19 protein-coding genes are annotated in these 18,655 nt (G+C 64.8%); 10 read left to right on the forward strand and 9 right to left on the reverse strand.

The features are described from left to right. Window positions 1-37: 37 nt before the first annotated feature. The gene (locus tag NLM27_RS10935) at window positions 38-1,588 is read right to left on the reverse strand and encodes an undecaprenyl-phosphate glucose phosphotransferase (RefSeq protein ID WP_254143310.1); all 1,551 of its coding nucleotides are present in this window, start codon (window positions 1,586-1,588) and stop codon (window positions 38-40) included. 117 nt (window positions 1,589-1,705) lie between these two features. Then, a complete protein-coding gene (locus tag NLM27_RS10940; RefSeq protein ID WP_254143311.1) occupies window positions 1,706-2,839 on the reverse strand; it encodes a glycosyltransferase family 4 protein in 1,134 nt (377 codons plus the stop codon). Between the two features lie 205 nt (window positions 2,840-3,044). Here NLM27_RS10940 and NLM27_RS10945 point away from each other — a divergent pair, with 205 nt between their 5' ends. Then, a complete protein-coding gene (locus tag NLM27_RS10945) occupies window positions 3,045-5,330 on the forward strand; it encodes an exopolysaccharide transport family protein (protein WP_254143312.1) in 2,286 nt (761 codons plus the stop codon). 222 nt (window positions 5,331-5,552) lie between these two features. Here NLM27_RS10945 and NLM27_RS10950 read toward each other — a convergent pair whose 3' ends face one another. Beyond that, window positions 5,553-6,734: a GNAT family N-acetyltransferase gene (locus NLM27_RS10950; protein WP_254143313.1), complete on the reverse strand. Its 1,182-nt coding sequence runs from the start codon at window positions 6,732-6,734 to the stop codon at window positions 5,553-5,555. Window positions 6,735-6,861: 127 nt separating this feature from the next. Here NLM27_RS10950 and NLM27_RS10955 point away from each other — a divergent pair, with 127 nt between their 5' ends. Then, window positions 6,862-7,905, forward strand: a complete 1,044-nt coding sequence (locus NLM27_RS10955; RefSeq protein WP_254143314.1) for a polysaccharide deacetylase family protein — start codon at window positions 6,862-6,864, stop codon at window positions 7,903-7,905. A gap of 17 nt (window positions 7,906-7,922) precedes the next feature. On the opposite strand, the gene NLM27_RS10960 is transcribed toward NLM27_RS10955, so the two are convergent. Continuing rightward, window positions 7,923-8,144, reverse strand: coding sequence for a DUF2842 domain-containing protein (locus tag NLM27_RS10960; protein ID WP_212232464.1), 222 nt, complete (start codon window positions 8,142-8,144; stop codon window positions 7,923-7,925). A 107-nt stretch (window positions 8,145-8,251) separates the two neighbouring features. Between NLM27_RS10960 and NLM27_RS10965 the strand changes: the two genes are divergently transcribed. Continuing rightward, window positions 8,252-9,334, forward strand: a complete 1,083-nt coding sequence (locus NLM27_RS10965) for a COX15/CtaA family protein (protein WP_254143315.1) — start codon at window positions 8,252-8,254, stop codon at window positions 9,332-9,334. Between the two features lie 7 nt (window positions 9,335-9,341). Here the strand turns inward: NLM27_RS10965 and NLM27_RS10970 are convergent, their stop codons facing one another. The 4 genes from NLM27_RS10970 to NLM27_RS10985 form a co-directional block, all read right to left on the reverse strand. Then, window positions 9,342-9,686, reverse strand: coding sequence for a hypothetical protein (locus NLM27_RS10970; protein WP_254143316.1), 345 nt, complete (start codon window positions 9,684-9,686; stop codon window positions 9,342-9,344). 199 nt (window positions 9,687-9,885) lie between these two features. Then, entirely contained in the window at window positions 9,886-11,166 is a 1,281-nt protein-coding gene (locus tag NLM27_RS10975; RefSeq protein WP_254143317.1) for an O-acetylhomoserine aminocarboxypropyltransferase, read from the reverse strand. Window positions 11,167-11,303: 137 nt separating this feature from the next. Beyond that, a complete protein-coding gene (locus NLM27_RS10980) occupies window positions 11,304-11,888 on the reverse strand; it encodes a CoA-binding protein (protein ID WP_254143318.1) in 585 nt (194 codons plus the stop codon). Window positions 11,889-11,994: 106 nt separating this feature from the next. Next, on the reverse strand, window positions 11,995-12,819 hold the full coding sequence (locus NLM27_RS10985; protein ID WP_254143319.1) for an enoyl-CoA hydratase: 825 nt from the start codon (window positions 12,817-12,819) through the stop codon (window positions 11,995-11,997). An 85-nt stretch (window positions 12,820-12,904) separates the two neighbouring features. Between NLM27_RS10985 and NLM27_RS10990 the strand changes: the two genes are divergently transcribed. The 6 genes from NLM27_RS10990 to NLM27_RS11015 all read left to right on the forward strand — a co-directional run bounded on the left by NLM27_RS10990 (window position 12,905) and on the right by NLM27_RS11015 (window position 16,593). After that, window positions 12,905-13,333, forward strand: a complete 429-nt coding sequence (locus tag NLM27_RS10990) for a PaaI family thioesterase (RefSeq protein ID WP_254143320.1) — start codon at window positions 12,905-12,907, stop codon at window positions 13,331-13,333. A gap of 158 nt (window positions 13,334-13,491) precedes the next feature. After that, window positions 13,492-13,956: a 50S ribosomal protein L13 gene (gene rplM / locus NLM27_RS10995; protein ID WP_008137961.1), complete on the forward strand. Its 465-nt coding sequence runs from the start codon at window positions 13,492-13,494 to the stop codon at window positions 13,954-13,956. Window position 13,957: 1 nt separating this feature from the next. Then, complete coding sequence (gene rpsI, locus NLM27_RS11000) at window positions 13,958-14,437, forward strand: 30S ribosomal protein S9 (protein ID WP_008547917.1); 480 nt, start codon at window positions 13,958-13,960, stop codon at window positions 14,435-14,437. Between the two features lie 229 nt (window positions 14,438-14,666). Continuing rightward, window positions 14,667-15,887: a GGDEF domain-containing protein gene (locus NLM27_RS11005; protein WP_254143321.1), complete on the forward strand. Its 1,221-nt coding sequence runs from the start codon at window positions 14,667-14,669 to the stop codon at window positions 15,885-15,887. A 57-nt stretch (window positions 15,888-15,944) separates the two neighbouring features. Then, complete coding sequence (locus tag NLM27_RS11010) at window positions 15,945-16,181, forward strand: hypothetical protein (RefSeq protein ID WP_254143322.1); 237 nt, start codon at window positions 15,945-15,947, stop codon at window positions 16,179-16,181. 115 nt (window positions 16,182-16,296) lie between these two features. After that, the gene (locus tag NLM27_RS11015) at window positions 16,297-16,593 is read left to right on the forward strand and encodes an antibiotic biosynthesis monooxygenase (RefSeq protein ID WP_254143323.1); all 297 of its coding nucleotides are present in this window, start codon (window positions 16,297-16,299) and stop codon (window positions 16,591-16,593) included. A 6-nt stretch (window positions 16,594-16,599) separates the two neighbouring features. Here NLM27_RS11015 and NLM27_RS11020 read toward each other — a convergent pair whose 3' ends face one another. Beyond that, complete coding sequence (locus tag NLM27_RS11020) at window positions 16,600-17,739, reverse strand: AI-2E family transporter (protein ID WP_254143324.1); 1,140 nt, start codon at window positions 17,737-17,739, stop codon at window positions 16,600-16,602. A 137-nt stretch (window positions 17,740-17,876) separates the two neighbouring features. On the opposite strand from NLM27_RS11020, the gene NLM27_RS11025 reads away from it, so the two are divergent. Then, on the forward strand, window positions 17,877-18,593 hold the full coding sequence (locus NLM27_RS11025; RefSeq protein WP_254143325.1) for a hypothetical protein: 717 nt from the start codon (window positions 17,877-17,879) through the stop codon (window positions 18,591-18,593). The last annotated feature ends 62 nt before the right edge of the window (window positions 18,594-18,655 follow it).

Genomic DNA, 18,655 nt, shown 5'->3' on the forward strand with positions numbered 1-18,655 from the left:
TGCCTCGGTCAAGCCGGGGCATGACAGAGAAACAAACTCAATACGCGTTCTCGTTCTTGGTCAGCAGCGAGATCGGCGTCTTCAGGAGAATGTAGAGATCGAACAGCACCGACCAGTTCTCGATGTAATAGAGATCGAACTCGACGCGCTTCTGGATCTTCTCTTCATTGTCGATCTCGCCGCGCCAGCCGTTGATCTGGGCCCAGCCGGTGATGCCGGGCTTGACGCGGTGGCGGGCGAAGTAGCCGTCCACGGCTTCGTCGAACAGGCGGCTCTGCAGCTTGCCCTGCACGGCATGCGGGCGCGGGCCGACCAGGGAAAGGTTGCCGGCGAACACCACGTTGAAGAGCTGCGGCAGCTCGTCGAGGCTGGTCTTGCGGATGAAACGGCCGACGCGGGTGACACGCGGATCGTTCTTGGTCACGACCTTCGAGGCGGTCGGGTCAGCCTGATGGTGGTACATCGAGCGGAACTTGTAGACGTCGATGCGCTCGTTGTTGAAGCCGAAGCGCTTCTGGCGGAACATCACCGGTCCGGGGCTGTCGAGCTTCACCGCCAGCGCCACCAGTCCCATCACCGGGAGGGCTGCGAGCAGCGCGAGGCCGCCGACGATGCGGTCGAACAGCCATTTCATCACCAGGTCCCAGTCGGTGATCGGCGCCTCGAACACGTCCAGCGTCGGCACCTCGCCGAGATAGGAATAGGAGCGGGGACGGAAGCGCAGCTTGTTGGTGTGCGCGGAGAGGCGGATGTCGACCGGCAGCACCCAGAGCTTCTTCAGCATCTCCAGGATGCGCGTCTCCGCCGAGATCGGCAGCGCGAACAGCACGAGGTCGACGCGGGTGCGACGGGCGAACTCGACGATGTCGTCGACCTTGCCGAGCTTGCGCGCGCCGGCGCAGGCGTCGAGCGCACGGCTGTCGTTGCGATCGTCGAACACGCCGAGCACGTGGATATCGGAATCCTGCTGCGCCTTCAGCGCCTCGACCAGCTGCTCGCCGTTGCTGTCTGAGCCGACGATGATGGTGCGGCGGTCGAGCCGGCCCTCGCGCGCCCAGCCGCGCACCAGCGAGCGCAGCACCAGGCGCCCGGACATGAGCGCTGCGAGCCCGAGGAAGTAGAAGGCGGCAAGCCACAGCCGCGACACTTCGCTGCCGAACTTGGCGAAGAACGAGATGCCGATGAACAGCAGGAACACGAACGACCAGGACGAGATCATCCGCGTCATCTGCCGGAGCTGTCCGCGGAACAGCTGCACCTGATAAATATCGGCGGCCTGGAAGCAGACCACGGCGGCGGCCGCGACGGCGATGACCTCGCCGGGGTAAACCCAGCTGAAGGCGCCGGCGAGCGGCATGACATAGCCGACATAGAGCGCAATGCCGACGAGGCTGAGCAGCGCGAAATCAGCGAGGCGGACGAAGCCGGCGATCACGATCGGCGAATAGGCGCGGGCCACCTTCTGATTGACGACTTCGAGCGCCGCGGGCGAGAGCCGGCGGCGGCGCTCCACAAAGGGTTGGTCAGCGGGCTTCGCCGCAGCGCTGGTCGCGGCATCGAGCATCGAGCGTGCGTTGAGCGGTTCCACGGGCGTCCACGTCCATTCCAATGCCCACGGCACGACGTTGCGCGCCCGGGCGAGCATCCCCTGGCACCTCGATTATCGAACAAATCGGAAGATTTTCTAAAGCGGGCTTAAGGATGGTTAATGGTTGGTAAATGCGTCGCGATAGCCGGCGATCACGCCGTCGACCATCGCCTGTTGCGAGAAATGCGCCGAGATGCGCTCGCGTAAGGACACCGCGCGCTGCGCCGTTGCCTTGGGATCATCGAGTGCCGCCGCGATCGCCTCGGCCATGGCCTCGGCGTTGCTCGGCGCGAACAGGGCCGGACTTTCCGGCCCGAAGATCTCGGGAATGCCGCCGATGCGGGACGCGATCATGGGAATGCCGGCTGCGCCCGCCTCGATCACCACATAGGGCATGGAATCGCCGCGCGAGGGGACGACCAGCAGTCGCCCCTTGGAGAAGCCGTTCCGTGCCTTGACGTGTCCGATGAAGCGGATCGCGTCGGCGAGGCCGAGTCTTTCGACCTGCGCCTTCAGCGCCGCGGTTTCTTCGCCGTCGCCGCCGAGCGTCAGCGTGACCTTCTTGCCGCCCTCGTGCAGGCGCGCCACGGCATCGACCAGCAGATCCGCCCCCTTGATGTGCCGGAACTCGCCGACATAGGCGAGATCGGTGGCATCGTCGGCGATCACGACGGGCTCGAACTCCTCCGGCGTGACGCCATTGAAGACGCAATGCACGACGCCCTTCGGCGTGCCTACGATGCGTTGATAGGTGTCGCGGGCAAAGGCGCTCTCGAACAGGAACAGGTCGGTCGCGTCCATCAGCGTGCGCTCGAGCCGCGCATAGAATTCGCCCTTGAAGGTATTGAGGGGATAGTGCAGCGAGCCGCCATGCGGGGTGTAGATGCGGATGGTGTCGTCCGAGCGCCGCCGCATGCGGATGAAGGCGCCGGCCTTGGCGCCGTGGCCGTGCATGACGTCGGGCTTGAGCGCGGCGATCAGGCGCCGCATGCGAAGCCACACCAGGACGTCGTCGGGCGACGGTTCGCGGCGGATCGCGAGCCGGTGCACGCCGAGCTTCAGCCGCGGGGCGAGCTCGGCAAGCGCCTTGTCGGCCCGCTCGCCGCCGGTGAGGCTGTCGGCGAGGATGCCGACATGATGGCCGCGGTCGACTTGGCCATTGGCGACGTCGAGGATATGGCGGAAGATGCCGCCAACGGGCGCGCGCACCGCGTGCAGGATTCGAAGCGGCCGGTCGGGAGAGGGGGGCATGATCAAAACCAGCGCTTTGGCGGCGAATACCGAACAATTCTCACGAAATAATCGAGAGGGATTAAGGGGGCCTCGTGGTTAACAAACGGTGACGAGCGCGTGTGCGCCGATCGCCGGACGTCGCGATTAACCCAGCGGCAACCTTAATGGAGTGTAATCGCCGCGGTTGAGGTAGAGTCGCAGCGTTGCCCTGCGGGAGTGTTCGATGCGTTTAGCGTTCTGGCGTGCCGGCAAGGACAAGGCGGTGATCGAGCGGGCTGTCTCGAAGACCAAATCCGAAGTCGCGCCCAAGATCGAAGCCAAGATTGAAGCCAAGATCGAAGCGAAGCCTGCGCCCGTTGTCGCGAAGGCGGCCCAAGTCGAATCCGGCGACATCGACCTGCATGCGCTCGGCGCGGCATTGGCGCGCAAGCGCAGCTGGATCATCGTGCCGACGGTGCTGGCACTCGTCGGATCCATCGCTATCGTGAATCTCGTCACGCCGCGCTACAAGTCCGAAGCCCGCATCCTGATCGACGGCCGCGAGAACGTGTTCCTGCGTCCGAACAGCGACCGCACCGAGGAGCGGCAGGCGCTCGACGCCGAGGCCGTCACCAGCCAGGTGCAGCTCGTGCTGTCACGCGATCTCGCGCGCGAGATCATCAAGAAGAACAAGCTTGCGGAGCGGCCCGAATTCGATCCGGTGTTGCGCGGCATCTCGCCGCTGAAGTCGCTGGCGGCTCTGGTCGGCATCGGCCGCGATCCGTTCTCGATGACGCCGGAAGAGCGTGTGCTGGATGCCTACTACGAGCGCCTCCAGGCCTATGCCGTCGACAAGTCGCGCGTCATCGTCGTCGAATTCCAGTCCGCCGATCCCGAGCTGGCCGCACGCGTCGCCAACTCGATCGCCGACGGCTATCTCGTGCTCCAGCAGAGCGCGCGTCAGGAGCAGGCCAAGAACGCCAGCCAGTGGCTTGCGGGCGAGATCGAGAGTTTGCGCAAGAAGGTCTCCGACGCCGAGGCGCGGGTCGAGGATTTTCGCTCGAAGTCGAGCCTGTTCGTCGGCACAAACAACACCACGTTGTCGAACCAGCAGATGGGCGAGGTCAACACCCAGCTCAACAATGCGCGGGCGCTGAAGGCCGATGCCGAGGCGAAGGCGCGCCTGCTCCGCGAGATGCTCCAGAGCGGCAAGCCGATTGAGGCCTCCGAGGTCCTGAATTCGGAATCGATGCGCACGCCCTCCCAGCAGCGCGTAGCGTTGCGGGCTCAGTTGGCCGAGCAATCCTCGACGTTGCTCGGCAATCATCCGCGCATCAAGGAATTGAAAGCACAGCTCGCTGACCTCGATAATCAAATCCGCGACGAGGCTGCCAAGATCGCCCGTTCGCTGGAAAACGATGCGCGGGTCGCCGGCGGGCGCGTCCAGGAATTGTCGGCGAGCCTCGAGCAGCTCAAGAAGCAGGCGGCCTCCACCAACGGCCAGGACGTGCAGCTCCGCGCGCTGGAGCGCGAGGCCAAGGCGCAGCGCGACCTGCTCGAGACTTATCTCGCCAAGTACCGCGAGGCCAACACCCGCGAGACCATCGACACCGCGCCGACGGACGGACGCATCATCTCGCGCGCCATCGTCTCGAACACGCCGGCCTATCCGAAGAAGCTGCCGATCGTACTGATCGCGACCATCGCGACGCTGCTGCTGTCGTCCGGCGTCGTCGTCACCGGCGAGCTGCTTCGCCAGACCGCGCCGCGCGCAGTTGCTGCGGTCCTGCCGTCACGGGCGCCGGTGCGCCGCGAAGTGATGGTTGAGCCAGTGTCCGAGCCGGTGGCAGCGCAGATCATCCATCCGGTCGTGGACGAGCCGGAGCCGCCGCTTCAGCCGGCGATGACGGCCGAAACCGACATCACCGAATTCACCGAGATCGAGCAGTTGGCCGACAGCCTGCGCCGGGCAGGCGCGGCGGCGAAGAAGGTCACGGTGCTCGGCACCGCGGCCGGCGAATCCATCACGCTGTCGGTGCTGACGCTGGCGCGGCATCTCGCGCGTGACGCACGCGTCGTCGTGGTCGATCTCGCCGCGTCCTCGCCGACCATTGCCGCTGTGTCCGTCGACGCGTCCGCGCCAGGCCTTGCCGAGCTGATGCAGGGCGAGGCGTCGTTCGCGCAGGTCATCACCCGGGACAAGCTGTCGCGACTGCATCTGGTCATGGCCGGCCGTCCCGGCTTCGACCGCAGCCTCTTGCAATCGCCGCGGGTGACACTCGCGATCGATGCACTGCTTCGGGCCTACGACCACGTGCTGCTGGATGCCGGCAGCGCATCCGACCTCCCGGCGGAACTGCTGACGGCGCATGCCCGCGCCGTCGTGGTGCCCGATGCAGCGATGGCGCCGGATGCGCGCACGCTGATGTGCGAGCAGCTGAGGGCGGTCGGATTCAGCGACGTGACGATGCTGAACAAGCCGGTGCAGCCGACGGATGCAATGGAGACGCCGCGCGTCGTAGCGGCTTGATCTTGCCCTCTCCCCGTGCGTGAGGGTTCTCTCCCCGAGTTCGGAATCGTAGGGTGGGCAAAGGCGCAGTTGCGCCGTGCCCACCACCTTTCAATGATTGCGTCTGACGCGGTGGGCACGCTTCGCTTTGCCCACCCTACGGCATTTGAGTTCGAGGATAGATAGCCACCGCTCATCTCCTGCAAGAGGAGAAGGGAAGGATATCTTGCTAGCGGATTGATTTTACCCGAACGCCTGCCGCAGCCTGCGCGCCAGGTCGAACAGCATCTGGTTCTGCTTCACCAGCCGCTTGCCGCGGCTCAGCGAGGACATTGCCATCGCCGCGAGCTTGCCGCGCGAGGTCAGTGGTACGAAGCTGTCAAAAATGTCTTCGTCGTTCTTGCAGAACATCCGCTTGTAGTCGTCCGAGCCGATGCCGAGGTCGAGCGAGCGATAGCCGTGCTCGGCGCAGCAGTCGATGATGTAGCGCATCAGGATCAGGCCCGGGCTGTAGCGGGCGTGCTCGGACATCGTGTAAGTGTTGAACATCATCGAGAAGCGCTGACCGTCGGCGACGCCGGCGAAGATCGCGATCACTTCCTCGTCGCATTCGAGCGCGTGGATGTCGATCACGCGTCCGTCTCCGCGCCGGGACAGGCAGGCGCTGCGGATGAACTGTTCGACGCCGGGGTCGGCGAAGACGTTCGGCAGCTTCTGTTCGGCCATGCGGGCCGGCTTGACGCGGAAGAACCAGTCGAGCAGGCGCACAATGTCCGCATCCGCGCTCGCAAGATGGTAGCGGTAGCCGGCGAGGGCCTGGAGCTTCTTCTCCTTGCTCTTGAGGCGGCGACGGAAGGAATTGCTGATCCGCGATGCGGGCGGGCCGTCCGGCTCCATCGCCAGCACCGGGCAGCCGTTGATCGAGCCCTGTCGCGGCAGCAGCGCAAACGGGTTCTGCTGGTCATGCCAGCCCATGGGCTGCTGCGTCAGCGACAAGACGTCGACATGCTCGCGCAGCGGCTCAAGCAGCACATCGAGATCCGCGAGAACGGCCTGTGCCGCGAATTCGGCGTTCCACAAGCCCATGTTGAAGGTCGTGTGCTTGCCGCCCATGAAACAGGCCGTGCGCACGCCATGGCCTTGCCGCAGTGACAACGGCAGCAGCAGGAGTGGCCGGTGCTCGGCGTCGCGGGCGATCACGATGAAGGGGCGGGCATCTTCGCAGGCGCCGACCAGCTGCTGCCAGGGACCGAGCAGATCGAAGCGCTGGTAGGGCGTGAAGAGGTGGCCGCTCTCCTCGAAGGCGCGCCAGGCCGCCTCGGCCTCGCCGAGATCGGTGACGATATCGACATGGGCGATGCGGCTCGCTGTCGACCGCGCTGGCGCCTCTGCCGTCCGGCTTTGCATCGCCGCAGCCATGGTCATCGCGAAACCTGTCGAGAAATCAAAATATGCGTATGTCGGCCCGTGGCCGACCTTTGCAAAGAAATGTCAACAAAGGGTAATGACAATAGGAGAGGGAACAGGCGCCGGCGAGCGCGAAGGTGGGACCTTGGCATCCGACGACAGATGGCTGGAGCGGCTGCGGCTTGAGCTGACCTGGTTCAGCGGTCAGGCCGCGCTGCGCAGCCGTGGTGCCGGCGCCATCCTGCGCTTTACGCATGTGCGACCGCAGCGGCGCGGCGCCTTTCAGCCGCTGGGCCAGCACGAGATCACGCCGCAGTTTCTCGACCGCGCCATTCGCGCGCTGCAGGGCTGGAAGTATGATTTCCTCGGCATGGACGAGGTCTGCCGCCGCGCGGTGACGATGCCGGAGAAGCGGCGCTTCGTGGCGCTGACCTTCGATGGCGCGCCTAAGGATCTCATCAACTTCGCCTATCCGGTGCTGGCGCGCCATGCCGTACCTTTCACGATCTATGTGCCGACCGCCTTTCCCGATGGCGTCGGCGAAGCCTGGTGGCTGGGGCTCGAACGGGTAATCGCGCGCGAGGGCCGCATCAGCCTTATGATGGGGGAGAGGGAGCAGCGTTTCACCGTCACCGACAATGCCGGGAAGCGGGCGCTGTTTTCGTATCTCGAGAACTGGTTGCGCTCGCTGCCGCCGGCGGATCTGTCGGCGGCGATCGCCGATCTCTGCACGCGCTACCGGGTCGACCTCGCCGCACTCTCGCGCGAAACCTCGATGAATTGGGAGGACCTCGCGAAGCTCGCCGCCGATCCGCTGGTGACGATTGGCAGTGCGACCGTGAATTACCCCGTTCTCGCCAATATGAAGGACGCAGCCGCGCTGCGCGAGATGACGATGGGCAAGGCCGTTGCGGAAGCGGCCTTCGGGCGCGAGATCCGCCATCTCGCCTTTCCGTTCGGTGATCGTGCCTCGTTCCGGCGCAGCCATGTCGTGATGGCGGAGGAGGCCGGTTTTGCCAGCGCCGTGTCGACGATCCCGGGCATCGTGGATGCCGAAGGGCGCACCAATCTGCGCGCGCTGCCGCGGATTTCCTGGGACGGGCGGGTGCGTTCGATGCGCATGCTGCGCGTGCTGGTGTCGGGCGTCGCTTTCGCGCCGGTGAAACCGACGCGCAGCGTCACCAACTAGATGCTACGAACCGGACGCTATGAACCGGACTTGGCGCGGTCGGGACGCTGCATCCAGCTCACGATCGGCATCGCCGGCAGCACCCAGCCCATGCCGACCACCACGTAGTAGATCGCCTGCCGCCAACCGGACTCGGCAATCCACGGCATCTGCGCGGCCGCCATGCCGAGCAGGGCCCAGACCGTGGCCAGCACCAGGAGCAGGATGGCGCCGAGGAACTTGCGGGTGCGGATCGTCATGGCGGAATGCTGCGGCTTTCGCATAACTTGCGCTGCGGGAGCGGGGGACTATAAGGGGCGCGCAGTCCGGTTCAAGCCTCCTTGTTCAAGTCCTGGTTTTTGCCCGAATGACGACGATTTCCGCCCCGTCCGAACCGCATCGCGCCGTGCGCGTGTGGCTGATCGCCGTGGCTGCGCTGATCGCACTGATGGTGCTGGTCGGCGGCGCGACGCGGTTGACGGAATCCGGCCTCTCGATCGTCGAATGGAAGCCGGTCACGGGCAGCGTGCCGCCGCTCACCGAGACGCAGTGGACCGAGGCGTTCGAGGCCTACAAGAAGATCCCGCAATATCGCGAGCTCAATGCGGGCATGAGCCTGTCCGAGTTCAAACAGATCTTCTGGTGGGAATGGAGCCACCGGCTGCTCGGCCGTTTCATCGGCGTCGCCTATCTGCTGCCATTCCTGTTCTTCCTGTGGCGCGGCGGTCTCTCCGGTGAGTTGAAGCGGCGGCTGTGGTTGCTGTTTGCGCTAGGCGGGCTTCAAGGTGCGGTCGGCTGGTGGATGGTGGCCTCAGGCCTGACGGAACGCGTCGAGGTGTCGCAATATCGGCTGGCGACGCATCTGGTGCTCGCGCTTCTGATCTTTGCCGGCATCGTCTGGACGGTGCGGCGGCTTAGGGAACGGCCGCAGATCGCAGCATCGGCACGGCTCCGGTTCACGAGCGCGCTGCTCCTCGTCGTGACGTTCGTGCAGATCTATTTCGGCGCGCTGGTCGCCGGCCTGCGCGCCGGGCGGGCCTACAACACCTGGCCGCAGATCGACGGCGCGTTCATTCCCTCGGCCGAGCGGCTGTGGTTCGAGACGCCGTGGTGGCGCAACATGTTCGACAACGTGCTGACGGTGCAGTTCGAGCACCGCATGACCGCCTACCTGCTGTTCGCGCTGGCGGCGCTGCACGCCATCGATGCGGTGCGCTCGCGCGCAGCTTCAGCTGCGAGCGGCGCGCTGTGGCTGTTCGCGGCGGTGAGCCTGCAGGCGGTGCTCGGCATCCTCACGCTGCTCAACCAGGTTCCGATCGATCTCGCGCTCGCGCATCAGGCGGTCGCGATCCTGGTGTTGACGCTTGCGGTGATGCAGGTGGAGCGTCTGGCCTCGCGGCAATCCGTTCAAGCGCAGCCGCGCGCGGTTCCGGTTGGTCAGGCCGGATGATCGCTGATCAGCAGTAGCCGTAAACGCCGCAGGCGTAGGGCAGTCGCCAGTAATAATCGACCTGCGGTCCGCCGTAGTATGCGCCTTGATAATCGTAGTCCCAAGGGCGGCCGTAATAGCCCGGCAGCGTGTGCGAGCCGGGCAGCAGCGGCGTACCCGGCAGATTGCGGATGTAGCTGCCGACGCCATAAGCCGGCGAGATCAGTGCGTCCGGGTCAGTTTCGACCCAGACTTTCGGCGGCTCGGGCGGCGGAGCGGCGGCCCGCCGCCTCGGCGTGGCCGGCAGGTCGGCGGCGAGGGCGCCGGAGATAGTCAGCATTGCCGCAAGGGCGGGTACCATCCAGCGCTGCATCCTCGGCTCCGAATCAAAGGGGCGATCCAAAGACGATGTATGCGGTCGATATGGTTAATGACTGTTAACGGGCGGTCGCTAAAACAGCGCCGCTGTCATTCCGGGGCGGTCCGAAGGACCGAACCCGGAATCCAGAGATGATCAGACAATGTCGAGATTCCGGGTTCGCGCTACGCGCGCCCCGGAATGACTCAGAGGCTTACGCGCTCAGTGCCTGCTCCAGGTCGGCGATCAGATCTTCCTTGTCCTCGATGCCGATCGAGAGCCGCACCACGTCGGGGCCGGCGCCGGACTTGACCTTGGCGGCGTCGTCGAGCTGGCTGTGCGTGGTCGAGGCCGGGTGGATGACCAGCGAGCGGGTGTCGCCGACGTTCGCCAGATGCGAGAACAGCTGCAGTTTCGACACCAGGCTGACGCCCGCGTCATAGCCGCCCTTGAGGCTGAAGGTGAACACGGCGCCCGCGCCCCTCGGCGCATATTTGCGCGCGAGCTGATTGTACTTGTCGCTCGGAAGACCCGCGTAGCTCACCGAGGCCACCGCCGGATGTCCCGCGAGGAATTCGGCGACTGCCTTGGCGTTTTCGCAGTGCTTCTGCATGCGAAGCGGCAATGTCTCGATGCCGGTCAGGATCATGAAGGCGTTGAACGGCGACAGGGCCGGCCCGAGGTCGCGCAAGCCCAGCACGCGACAGGCGATTGCGAAGGCGAAATTGCCAAAGGTCTCCTGGAGGCGGATGCCGTGATATTCAGGCCGTGGCTCCGAGAGCATCGGATATTTGCCGCCCGTGGACCAGTCGAAGGTGCCGGCGTCGACGATGATGCCGCCGAGCGAGTTGCCGTGACCGCCCAGGAATTTCGTCAGCGAGTGCACGACGATGTCGGCGCCGTGGTCGATCGGGCGGATCAGATAGGGCGAGGCCAGCGTGTTGTCGACGATCAGCGGCACGCCCGCCTTGCGCGCCACCGTCGAGATCGCCTCGATGTCGGTGATGCTGCCGGCGGGATTGGCGATGGACTCGATGAAGATCGCCTTCGTGCGCGGCGTCACCGCGCGTTCGAAGCTCGCGATATCGTCGGGATCGGCCCACACCACGTTCCAGCCAAAGCTCTTGAACGCGTGCGTGAACTGGTTGATCGAGCCACCATAGAGCTTTCGTGCGGCGATGAACTCGTCGCCGGGCTGGAGCAGTTGCTGCAATATCACGACCTGAGCGGCGTGGCCCGAGGCGACGGCAAGTGCGGCGGTGCCGCCTTCGAGCGCGGCAACGCGCTCTTCCAGCACCGCGTTGGTGGGATTGCCGATGCGAGTATAGATGTTGCCGAACGCCTGCAAACCGAACAGCGAGGCGGCGTGGTCGGCGTCGTTGAAGACGAAAGACGTCGTTTGATAAATCGGAGTTGCGCGCGCGCCGGTGGTGGGGTCGGGCTGTGCACCGGCATGCACGGCGAGCGTGGAAAATCCCGGAAGGCGATCGCTCATTGAGGCGTCCTGTTCTCTTGGTCTGAAATCGCGCGGCATGCTGATCGGCGCGGTGCCCGCCGTCAAGCCGCCGCTTCACATCGAAACGATCGTGCTACGCATTGTCGCGTTCGCGAAACGAATCCTTCGCGATCGCGTCAGCTTTGCTCGGTCTTGTTTTTGGCGGCGCGATCGGACGCTGCGGTGTCACCACCGCCGACACTCATCCGATTGAGGGATAGACGCATGCCTTGCGTCGGCGCCGGCGCCCGCTTGGAACTGAGCGTGCGCGAATTCACGCCCATCCAGGAGATCTCGGACGACAGGCGGCCGTATTCGATCTTGGGACAGCGGTTCATCACCACCTTGATGCCGACCGATTCGGCTTTCGCCGCTGCGTCGTCGTCGCGTGCGCCAAGCTGCATCCAGATCACTTTTGGAAGTGGATCAAGCGTCAGCGCCTCTTCGACGACGGGCATGATGTGGCTCGAATTGCGAAAAATGTCGATCATGTCGATCGGACGACCTATGTCGGAGAGCGAGGCGACGAAGGGCTTTCCGAGAAGCTCCTTGCCGACATGACCGGGATTGACCGGGATCATGTCGTAGCCGCGCTGCGCCAGATATTTGAACGCAAAATAGCTCGGCCGCACGTTGACGGGCGAGGCGCCGACCATCGCGATCGACTTCACGCTGTTGAGAATGCCGCGGATATAATTGTCGGGATAGGCGTCGTGGTTCATTTGTCGTTCTTTTTCCTTGTCATTGCGAGGAGTGAAGCGACGAAGCAATCCAGTCTGTTTCCGCGGAGGGATTCTGGATTGCTTCGCTTCGCTCGCAATGACGATTCTACTCATCCCGCCAGGTCGGCGTGCGCTTTTCGATGAACGCGCCGATGCCTTCCTCGGCGTCGCGTGCCATCATGTTCTCGGTCATCACCTCTGCCGCATAGCGATAGGCATCCGCAAGGCTCATCTCGGCCTGGCGATAGAACGCCTCCTTGCCGAGCTTGACCGTGTAGGCGGATTTCAGCGCGACCTTTTCTGCCAGCGCAATCGCGGCGTCGCGCTCGGTCCCGGCGGAGACGACGTGATTGATGAGCCCAATCTCGCGGGCGCGCGCGGCCGGGATCGGCTCGCCGGTCAGCAGCATCTCCATCGCCTGCTTGCGTGGCACGTTGCGCGTCAGCGCCACCATCGGGGTCGAGCAGAACAGGCCGATGTCGACGCCGGGCGTGGCGAAGCTTGCCGCCTCCGAGGCGATCGCGAGATCGCAGCTGGCCACGATCTGGCAGCCGGCCGCGGTCGCAACGCCCTGGACGGATGCGACCACGGGCTTTGGCAGCAGCACGATCGCCTGCATCATCGCGCTGCAGGCGGTCATCATCTCCGCGAAGAAGGCACGGCCGCGATCGGGGTCGGCGCGGCGCGCGGTCAGCTCCTTCATGTCGTGGCCAGCCGAGAAGGCGGGACCATTGGCCGCGATCACCACGCCGCGGACCGCCTTGTCGTCCCTGATCGCATCGAACTCGGCATGCAGGCTTGCGATCATCGCCTCCGACAGGCTGTTGCGGGCTGCCGGGCGATTGAGGGTCAGGACCGCGATGCTGCCGACGGTCTCGCGCAGCAGGATCGGCGGTTGCGGGGAGGGGGCGCGAGCGGCCTGGGCGGACATCGAAGCGTTCCGGTTGGATTATTGCATTTGGATGACGCAGATAACTTAATGTAACAGGAGACGTGAAGCGAGGGTGGGGAACAGCATGGCGTTAGCGAAAATGAGCGTAGCGGAGCTCGAACAGTTTCTCCGCAACGAGTTTCCCCAGGCCTTCAGCGGCGACGACATCACGATCGAAAGCGCGGACGGCCAGACCTGCCTTTTGCGCCAGCGCTACAGCGAAAGGATGCTGCGGCCGGGCGGAACCGTGTCCGGCCCGACGCTGATGGCGCTTGCCGATTTCGCGATGTACGTGGTGCTCTTGTCGGCGATCGGGCCGATCGGGCTCGCGGTCACCACCAATCTCAACATCAACTTCCTGCGCAAGGGCCAGCCGGGTCAGGACGTGCTGGCGGAGGCCCGGCTGCTAAAGCTCGGCAAGCGGCTGGCGGTCGGGGAGGTGAAGCTCTTGTCCGGCACGTCGCCCGATCCGATCGCCCATGTCACCTCTACCTATTCCATTCCAAATGCTTGAGCATTTTTCGGGTACTCTAATACCTTAATTTTAAGATATTGATATTGCTGCCATAAATTACGTCGTTGGGCATTGACCGCTGCGCCTCTCTTCTCTAGAAAACCGCGCAGTCCGGTGCGGTGTTCGCGCCGATGCTCCCCGTCCACGGAAACTCTGACATGAAAACCTTTTCGGCAAAGCCGGCTGAGGTGACGAAGAAGTGGGTGCTGATCGACGCCAAGGGTCTGGTCGTCGGCCGTCTCGCCACCATCGTTGCCATGCGCCTGCGCGGCAAGCACCTCCCGACCTACACCCCGCACGTTGATTGCGGCGACAACGTCATCATCATCAACGCGCAGCATGCGGTCCTCACCGGTCGCAAGCGCGAGCAGAAGACCTACTACAAGCACACCGGTTACGTCGGCCACGTCAAGGAGCGCACCGCGCGCCAGATCCTCGAGGGCAAGCATCCGGAGCGCGTGCTCGAGAAGGCCGTCGAGCGCATGATCCCGCGTGGCCCGCTCGGTCGCGTGCAGATGGGCAACCTCCGCGTCTATGGCGGCGCCGATCATCCGCACGAGGCCCAGACGCCCGAGAAGATCGACATCGCCAAGTTGAACCGCAAGAACACGAGGGCCGCATAACATGGCCGAATCCATCCAGTCGCTCGACCAGCTCTCGCAGCTCAAGACGGCGGCGGCGCCCGACGCGCCCAAGCACGAGAAGAAGGTCGACAAGTTCAACCGCGCCTATGCCACCGGCAAGCGCAAGGACGCGGTCGCCCGCGTCTGGATCAAGCCGGGCGCCGGCAAGGTCACCGTCAACTCGCGCGAGGTCGAGGTCTATTTCGCCCGTCCCGTGCTCCGCATGATGATCGAGCAGCCGTTCTCCGTGGCCGCGCGTTCCGGCCAGTACGACGTGATCTGCACCGTCGCCGGCGGCGGTCTGTCCGGCCAGGCCGGCGCGGTCCGTCACGGCATCTCCAAGGCGCTCACCTATTTCGAGCCGGAGCTGCGCAGCGTGCTCAAGAAGGGCGGCTTCCTCACCCGCGACTCGCGCGTGGTCGAGCGCAAGAAGTACGGCAAGGCCAAGGCCCGCCGGTCCTTCCAGTTCTCGAAGCGTTAATCGCTTCGGTCGCATTCGCCGCGAAAGCGGCTTCAATGAGATGCAAAAGGGCGCTGTTTTCAGCGCCCTTTTTGTTGTTCGTTTGTACGCAAATTGATGGCGTGTTTCCCGAAAACTTGGCCTCGCGCAACAACCTGAATGGAACCCGCGGGACATAGCGTCGCATTCGGAAGGGCGCGCAAGTCGGCTGGGCCGATCGCGTAACTGCTATGTTCTAGAGGGGGCCGACATGACGTCGCTCGATAGCATCACGCTCTATTTGGTTGCCACCATGGTCGCCGCACTGCTCGGCGCCATGATGGTGTTTTTCGGCAGGCAGGAGAACAGTCCTGCGCTGAAATGGTGGGGCACCGCCTATCTCCTCGGTGCCGCCTCCGTCGCGCTATGGACTGCGACCGGCGACAGGCTGGGGCCGTACCTCTATCTGGCGCTGAATGCCGTCGGCTTCGTTGCCTGCGGTATGGTGTGGAATGCGGCGCGCGTCTTCCACGGCCGCAAGCCGAACTGGCCAGGCCTCGTGCTCGGTGCGCTCACCTGGGTCGCTGCCGTCTCGCTGCTCGACGCTGAGGCTTCCATGCTGCGCATGATCATCGGCGCCGGCATCGTCTCGGTCTATGCGGCGCTGACCGCCAGTGAGCTTTGGACCGAACGGCGCAAGAGCCTGCAACGACGCTGGCCGGCCTTCGTGGTGCCGGTGATGCACGGCTGCGTGTTGATGCTGCCGATCGTGCTCGGCAGCTTCCTGCGCCCGCACGATGCGGGTTTCTCGTCGAGCATCTGGGTCACCGTATTCGCCGTTGAGCTCGTGCTCTATGCCGTCGGCACCGTGTTCGTGATCTTCATGCTGGTGTCCGAGCGCACGGTGACCGCGCACCGGACCGCCGCGTCGACCGATCCCCTGACCGGCATGCTCAACCGGCGCGGTTTCTCCGAAGCCTGCTCGCGCGTGATCGAGCGCGAGGCGAAAGCCGGGCGGCCCGTGACTGTGATGATCTTCGACATCGACCACTTCAAGTCGATCAACGATCGGTTCGGTCATCCCGCCGGCGACGAGATGCTCAAGCTGTTCTCCACGGTCGTCGTCAGCAATCTGCGCATCACCGACATGTCGGGCCGCATTGGCGGCGAGGAATTCGCCGCGCTCCTGCCGTGCTCGCTGGAGGAGGGCGTATTGGTCGCCGAGCGCGTGCGCGAGGCGTTCGAGACCTCCGGCGTCGTGGTGGACGAGGGCCCGGTCGATACCACCGTGAGCATCGGCGTCGCCGGCGGTCCGGCCGGCACCGAGCTCGAGGTGTTGCTGGCTTCGGCCGACACCGCGCTCTACCAGGCCAAGCGCGGCGGCCGTAACCGCGTCGAGGCGGCCGAGGAGCTGCCGCTGTCGCTGGAGAACTGGCGCCGCCAGAGCGCCGCGCGGCCCGGTGCGCCGCAGGCGCGTCCCGCCACGGCCTGAGGCAGGGAGGTTTCGCGGTAATCTTCTGTTTACCATTCGATCCCTACCATCGTGGTCATGGAATCGATCCGTCGACAGACCCCGCAAGCCGCCCTGATGTCACTCGAAGCCGCTGCGGCCTCGGCACGCGGCGGTTTCGCCTGCCTGTTCTCGACCGCCGATGAGTACGAGAGCGCGCTGATCACCGAGCGCCGTGCGCAAGGACGATACGCCCAGGGCCGCAGCTACTGGCCGTTCGTGCTGTTCGCCGGTTGTGCGTTCATCGTGGCCGGCACCGTTCTGCTGCTCGTTTGAGAGATTTGGGTCTAAGAGACCTGCATTTTCCAGCCGTCCAGGCGCCGTTTCGGCGCCTTTTTCTTTCGCGCCAGCTGCGGTAGACACGCCCATCGAACAAAAAGGGTGGAAACCGATGATCACCGAGATCGCGCAAATCGACGTCAAGCCGGGCAGCGAGAAGGACTTTGAGGCCTCTGTCGCCAAGGCCAAGGCCGCCTTTGGCCGTTCCAAGGGTTTTCATGGCTTCGAGCTGCACAAGTCGATCGAGAAGCCGCAGCGCTACCGGCTGATGGTGAAGTGGGCGACGCTGGAGAACCACACCGTCGATTTCCGCGGCTCGGAGAATTTCACCGAATGGCGCGGCCTCGTCGGCCAGTATTTTGCCTCGCCCCCGGAGGTCGAGCACACCGAGACCGTGCTGACGACCTGAGCGGGCTCAGGCCGCTTCCGCGAGGGACGGTGCCTCATACGTCTTGAAATGGTCGATCATGACCTTGGCGATGGCGACCAGTGGCAGCGCTAGCGCGAGGCCCCAGATTCCGAACACGACGCCGAGCAGGATCTGGAACGCGAACAGCGTGGCCGGCGGAATGTCCAGCGCCTGACGCTGGAGCAGCGGCGTCAACACGTAGCTCTCCATCGCGTGGACGCCCATGAAGAGGAGAAAGGCCGATAGTGCCGGGATCCAGCCCGAGGCAAGGCTCGCCAGCACCACGACGACGCCGGCGATGATGGCGCCGACGGTCGGGATGAAGGCGAGCAGTCCCGCCTGGATTCCCAGGATGAAGGCGCCGGGGATACCGATGACGGCTAGGCCGATCCAGGTCACCGCGCCGACCGCGATCATGACCGTAATCTGCGCGATCAGCCAGCGCTCCAGCGTCTCGCTGATGCGGTCGATGATGAGCGTGACGCGGGTGCGATGTCTGACCGGTGCGAGGAACAAGAGGCCGTCGTGATAGACGCTGGGCTGGGCGGCGAAAGCGAGACCCAGGAACAGCACGATAAAAATGTTTCCGACACCGTGGACGGTGCCAAGCAGCAGCTTGAAGGTCTGGCTCACGATCGCTCCGCCGCTGGAGGCGAGGGCGCCGGCGTTGGGCAATGAACCGCGCGAGGCCGCTCCCGGCGAGGGCGTCGGGTTCGCGGGCGCATCGGTCGATGTGTCGGATGCCGCATTGCCGAGATCGAAGAAGCTGGTGTCGATGCCGTGGTTCTCGAGGAAGCTCCGGACATTGGTGATCTGCGACTTGATGGTCTTGCTCAACAGCGAAGCCTGCTCGGCGATGGTGGCGCCGCCGAGATAGGCGACGCCCGCAAGCATCACGGCGAGCGCGATGCAGACGATCGCGAGCCGGACCGGATGCGGCAGGTGCACACGGCGACCGAGTGCGCCCGTCAGCGCGTTGAGGCCGAGGCCGAGCAGCATGCCGGTGAAGATCAGGAGCAGGGTGGCGGCAAAATACCAGGTGAAGACCAGCATTGCCGTGAACAGCACGACGCCAATGCCGCCGACGGCAATCGCCCATGCGTGGTCGGCACGGGTCCGGGGGCGTTGGTCTGCTGGAATGGTCACGTCATATCCTTTTCGGCGGCTGCGGGCGGGGCACTCTTTCGGCAAACGCGCTTCCGATCAAGTCCGCGTCAACGCGCTGGTTTGACGCTGCCGCGCGAACGGTGCAGAGCGATGAGGAAAGAACAGGTGGGGGACGCTTGAGTTTCATCAGCAAATGGGCCGGCTTGCTCGGGCTTCTGGCCGTGCTCGTGATCGGCGACCAGATCCGGATCAACCGGCCCGGCCACAAATATCGTCTCACAGTCGAGGTGACGACGCCCGACGGGATCAGGACTGCGTCCGGCATTCTCGCCGTCGTGCCCGACCGCAACTATAACCGCGGCGGCCGCACCACGATGCGTGGGGAGGCCGTGTTCGTCGACCTCGGCCAAGACCGAGGCAAAGGCAAGAACCTGGTGGCGTTGCTGGCGCATCAGCAGGGCGCCAAGCTCGACCTCGACGACATCAACTATGTGGCGCTCCGCGCCTATGGCGCCGCGCGCGGCAACCGCGTCTCGTTCAACGACATCAGCCGGCAGACCGGCATTGTGCCGGTGCAGGGGGAGCTGATCCCCGTGCTCGTGAGCTTTGGCGATCCCAAGGATCCCAAGACCGCGCAGCTTGTCGCCAGTGACCATGCAGAAGCAATCCTGGGCAACGGCTACGCCATTCGCGGCCTCAGTGCCGAGGTGGTGCCCAACGGGTTCTGGCCGATCGATTTCGGCGGCGCGCTCGGGGAGCCCGTGACGCGCGGGATCGAGGCCAAACTGCCCTGGCTGGCCGCGCCGGGCGAGGCAGCAGCCACCGCGCTGAAGGCCGCCGGCCTGCCCGTCGGGGGCGGGATGGAGGCCCGGGAGGCATTTGCGCGAAAATAGCATTGCCGTCCCGCGATCCCTTCTGTTGAATTTGTTCCATCCCAAGGGCATCTTTGGAGAAT

It is taken from the genome of Bradyrhizobium sp. CCGB12 (assembly GCF_024199845.1).
Taxonomy (GTDB): domain Bacteria; phylum Pseudomonadota; class Alphaproteobacteria; order Rhizobiales; family Xanthobacteraceae; genus Bradyrhizobium.